Genomic DNA, 4,205 nt, shown 5'->3' on the forward strand with positions numbered 1-4,205 from the left:
CGCTGGGCGTCGAACTGCGGGTTGCGGTCGGTCCGTTCGTCGATCGGCGCGTAGCCGCTCGACTCGAACGGGTTGGTGTCGTCGCCGGTGGTCAGGTAGAGGTTCCCGGCGGCGTCGAAGTCGATGTCACCGCCGACGTGGCAGCACTGGCCCCGGTCGTTGGCGACTTCGAGGACGACCTTCTCGCTGGCGAGGTCGAGGGTGTTGTCGGCTTTGAGGGTGAAGCGGGAGAGGTTGAGGTGTCCCTTCCACGCTTCGAAGGTGGCCGCCGAGCCGGTGGTGGGGGCGTCGCCGCCGGGCGTGTTGAGCTTCGGCGAGTAGTACAGGTACAGGTAGCGGTTCGTGGCGAAGCCCGGGTCGGCCGCTATCCCCTGGAGGCCTTCCTCGTCGTGCGTGTAGACGTCCAGCTTGCCGGCCGTCTTGGTGTTGCCCGCGGCGTCGGTGTAGCGGACCGTGCCGTCCCTGGCCGTGTGGACCACCGCGCGGTCGGGCAGTACGGCGAGTGACATCGCCTCGCCCAACTCGGCGTTTCCTAGGGCAAGTTGTACCTGCTGGTAGTCACCGGTGGGGATGACCGCGGCGGCGGCCTCGTGCTCGGGGTGGCCGGGGTGCGCGGAGGCCGTGGGGACGGCGAGCGCACCTCCGCTCACCACGAGGCCCAACACGGTGAGCCACCTCAACCACGCACGTCTCGGGCGTGACCGTCCTGACAGTCCTGACATGGAGCGTCCTTCCTGACCTTGCGGGGGGAGTGATGCGGGCATGCGTGCGCGACCGGCACGCTGCCGTTTCACTGCGGGAGGAGCCTGCGCCCGGGTGATGTCCCGTCACCTGGGCAACAGCCGTACCGATCTAGGGGGAAGCTGGGGAGAGCTTTCGATGCGGCATCAAGGTTGTGCGGAGACTCGCGCGAGTTTTTGCATGCTGGCAACGGGGAGTTAATTTGTCAAGGGCGTGGTCAAATTGCCGCGACAGTCGTCCGAAAGGCCGGAAGTCGTCGGAGGTGACGGCAACGTCCGTACAGAAAGGGCCCGGTGCACGACGTGCGCGCACCGGGCCCCGGGGCTCGGCTCCCCTCGGCGACCATCATGGGGCCGCTTTAGTTCACGGTTAAAACTATATGGCCGTGACACCGGTCGCGCGAAGGCGGCCGGGCGTGGGACAGCGCTCTCCTTGTATACGATCGGGTGACGGACGGTGACTCAGGCGGTGTACGCCGCCGGGGCGGTCAGGACGGCCTCGGCACTCAGCCGTAGACTCCTGATCATCGGATTCGGGTCACCCTTGCGGCTGACCAGGACGACCTGGCTGGGTGGAGCGTCCTCGATCGGGACGGTGACGAGGTCCGGACGCAGTGAGCCGCGCCGGTCACCGGCCGGCAGGACAGCGATCGCCCTGCCGCTCGCGACGAGTTCGAGCTTGTCCTCGTAGCTCTCGACCGGCGGCACACCGGCCCCGAGGACCCGGAAGGAGGGCCAGTCGGCGGTCTCGAACGGGCACGGCGCCGCCTCCTCGCCGGCCAGTTCCCCCGCGGTCACCGACGCGCGGCCGGCGAGGGGGTGGCCGCGCGGGACCGCGAGCATCCGGGGCTCCTCGTACAGCCGCGTGGTGGTCACGGCGTCGGCGGCGAACGGCAGCGGGGCCCGCGCGATCAGGGCGTCCACCCGCCGGTCGGACAGCGCCCCGACGTCGCGGCAGCTCAGGTACCGGGTGGCGATCTCGGCGTCCGGACAACGACGGCGCAACTCCCGTACGGCGTCGGTGATCACCAGGTCCTCGACGTAGCCGATGGCGATGCGTCCGGTCCCGGCCTGGTCCCGCACGGCCAGTTCGGCCTGGCGGGCGGCCCGCAGCAGGGACTGGGCCCGGGGGAGGAAGCTCCGGCCGGCCGGAGTGAGCCGGGCGCCCTGGGGGACGCGGTCAAGCAGCCGTACGCCGAGATACTTCTCCAGCCGTTGGATCTGGCGGCTCAGCGCCGGCTGGGCCACGTGCAGGGCGGCGGCGGCCCGGCCGAAGTGCTGGTGCGCCGCCACGACGGTGAAGTAGCGCACCAGCCGCAGGTCCAGGTCCTGTCCGGAATCGTTCACCCTGGCAGCGTACGCGTCACGTCATGCCGTTTCAGAATGATCCGGTTGCCGGACCGGTCTTGGACGGCCCCGCCGTCCTGGACCTTGACTGAGGGAGCAACGTTTCCCGAGGAAAGCGACAGGCGCGATGAAGGCGATCCAGTTCCACGAGGCGGGCGGGCCGGAAGTTCTGCGGTACGACGAGGTGCCGGTTCCCGCGATCGGCCCGGGCGAGGTGCTCGTCCGGGTGCACGCGGCGGGCGTCAACCCGCCGGACTGGTACCTGCGTGAGGGGATGAAGGTGATGCCGGCCGCGATGAGGCCGGTGCTCCGGTTCCCCCTGATCCCCGGAACGGACATGTCGGGCGTGGTCCGGGCGGTCGCCCCGGACGTGCGGGGGTTCGCCGTGGGCGACGAGGTCTTCGGCATGCTGCGGTTCCCCGGATTCGACGGCCGTACGTACGCCGAGTACGTGGCCGCGCCGGCCTCGGACCTGGCTCACAAGCCGGCCGGCGTCGACCACGTACGGGCGGCCGGGGCGCCGATGGCTGTGCTCACGGCCTGGCAGTACCTGGTCGACCTCGGCCACGACGTGCCGTCTCCCTTCACCGGCCGGGTGCACCGGCCGGTGCCGATCACGCCGGGGACGACCGTGCTGGTCAACGGGGCCGCCGGTGGAGTGGGCCACTTCGCGGTCCAGTTGGCGAAGTGGAAGGGGGCCCACGTCGTCGCGGTGGCCTCGGGCCGGCACGAGCGGTTCCTGCGCGAGCTCGGCGCCGACGAGTTCATCGACTACACCAGGACCCGGGCCACCGACGTGGTCAGCGGTGTGGACCTGGTGATCGACTGCGTCGGTGGCCCGGACAGCTCACGCTTTCTGACCGTGCTCAAGCGCGGCGGCACGATGCTTCCGGTGTTCTTCGCGCAGTACGACCCGGAGGAGACGGCGCGTCTGGGCGTCACCGTCTCGAACATCCAGGTGCGTTCCAGCGGCCCGCAACTCGCCGAGATCGGGCGCCTGTTCGACGAGGGCAGGCTCCGGGTCGGGCTGGACAGCACGTACCCGCTGTCCGAAGCGGGCACGGCACACACGCGGGCCGCGCAGGGCCACCTCCAGGGCAAGATCGTGCTGACGGTGGTCCCGTGATGATCACCGGGCACCAGGGGGTCAGGCGACGTGGACGACCGCCTTGCCGGTGTTGGCGCCGCGCAGCATGCCGAGGAAGGCGTGCACGGTCTCGCCGAAGCCCTCGGTGACCGTCACGTCGGGGCTGATCCGCCCGCTGCGCAGGTGCGGGACCAGGAAGTCCTCCAACTCGCCCTGCACGGCGGTGTGGTTGCGGACATGCATGCCTTCCATCCGCAGGCTCTTCTCCACCATGTCCGGGAGATTGCGCGGGGCTGCGGGAGGCTCGGTGGCGTTGTACTGGGCCACCGTGCCCACCCGGGCGATCCGCCCGTACTCGCGCAGCGCGGAGATCGCGCCCTCCAGGTGCGTCCCGCCGACGTTGTCGAGGTAGGCGTCGATCCCGTCGGGCGCCGCCTTGGCGAGGGACTCCCCCACCGGGCCGTCGTGGTGGTCGAAGGCCGCGTCGTACCCGACCTGGCCGGTGAGGTACGCGGCCTTGGCCGCCGAGCCCGTACTGCCGATGATCCGGCCGGCGCCGAGCAGGCGTGCGATGCGGCCGGCCGCGGTGCCGACGCCTCCGGCGGCGGCCGAGACGAACAGGTCCTCGCCCTCCGCGAGGCGCAGGGTACGGGTGAGCGCGACGTAGGCGGTGAGGCCGGTGCCGCCGAGGATGCTCAGGTACGCGACGTGCGGGACGCCCTCGTGCGGCGGCAGCTTCCTGGTGCCCGCGCCGCCCAGGGTGACCCGTGCGTGGGTGCGCCAGCCCTGGCGGTGGAGGACCAGGTCGCCCTCGGCGAGACCCGGGTCCCTGGAGACGAGGACACGGCCGAGGGCGCGGCCCTCCAGCGGGGCGTCCAGCGCGAAGTCGCCGTCCATCATCTCCCGGTGGTACGGATCCACGGAGAGGTAGAGGTTCTCCACGAGCGCGGTGCCGGGGGCCGGTGACGGGACGGGACTCTTCACGAATGCGAAGTGGTCCGGGGTCGGGAAGCCGTGGGGGCGGGCGGTCT

General features: G+C 71.0%; 4 protein-coding genes. 1 reads left to right on the plus strand and 3 read right to left on the minus strand.

What is annotated here, in order from left to right; genetic code table 11:
* Together GT042_RS10320 and GT042_RS10325 are read right to left on the minus strand one after the other, a co-directional pair.
* Nucleotides 1–722, minus strand: a 722-nt coding sequence (locus GT042_RS10320; RefSeq protein ID WP_161308417.1) for a PQQ-dependent sugar dehydrogenase, incomplete at its 3' end; no start/stop codon positions are given.
* Between the two features lie 480 nt (nucleotides 723–1,202).
* Complete coding sequence (locus GT042_RS10325) at nucleotides 1,203–2,087, minus strand: LysR family transcriptional regulator (RefSeq protein WP_161308418.1); 885 nt, start codon at nucleotides 2,085–2,087, stop codon at nucleotides 1,203–1,205.
* 127 nt (nucleotides 2,088–2,214) lie between these two features.
* On the opposite strand from GT042_RS10325, the gene GT042_RS10330 reads away from it, so the two are divergent.
* Nucleotides 2,215–3,213 carry an NADP-dependent oxidoreductase gene (locus GT042_RS10330; protein ID WP_161308419.1) on the plus strand — a complete coding sequence of 333 codons (999 nt, stop codon included), beginning with the start codon at nucleotides 2,215–2,217 and terminating at the stop codon, nucleotides 3,211–3,213.
* 21 nt (nucleotides 3,214–3,234) lie between these two features.
* Here GT042_RS10330 and GT042_RS10335 read toward each other — a convergent pair.
* A partial coding sequence (locus GT042_RS10335) for an NADP-dependent oxidoreductase (protein ID WP_161308420.1) occupies nucleotides 3,235–4,205 on the minus strand: 971 nt, incomplete at its 5' end.

Origin of the sequence: Streptomyces sp. SID3212 (assembly GCF_009865405.1) — a bacterium.
Taxonomy (GTDB): Bacteria; Actinomycetota; Actinomycetes; order Streptomycetales; family Streptomycetaceae; genus Streptomyces.

Excerpts from the sequence above, each read along its gene's own strand:
- GT042_RS10330 (WP_161308419.1), top strand. The coding sequence starts at position 2,215 with ATGAAGGCGATCCAGTTCCACGAGGCGGGCGGGCCGGAAGTTCTGCGG.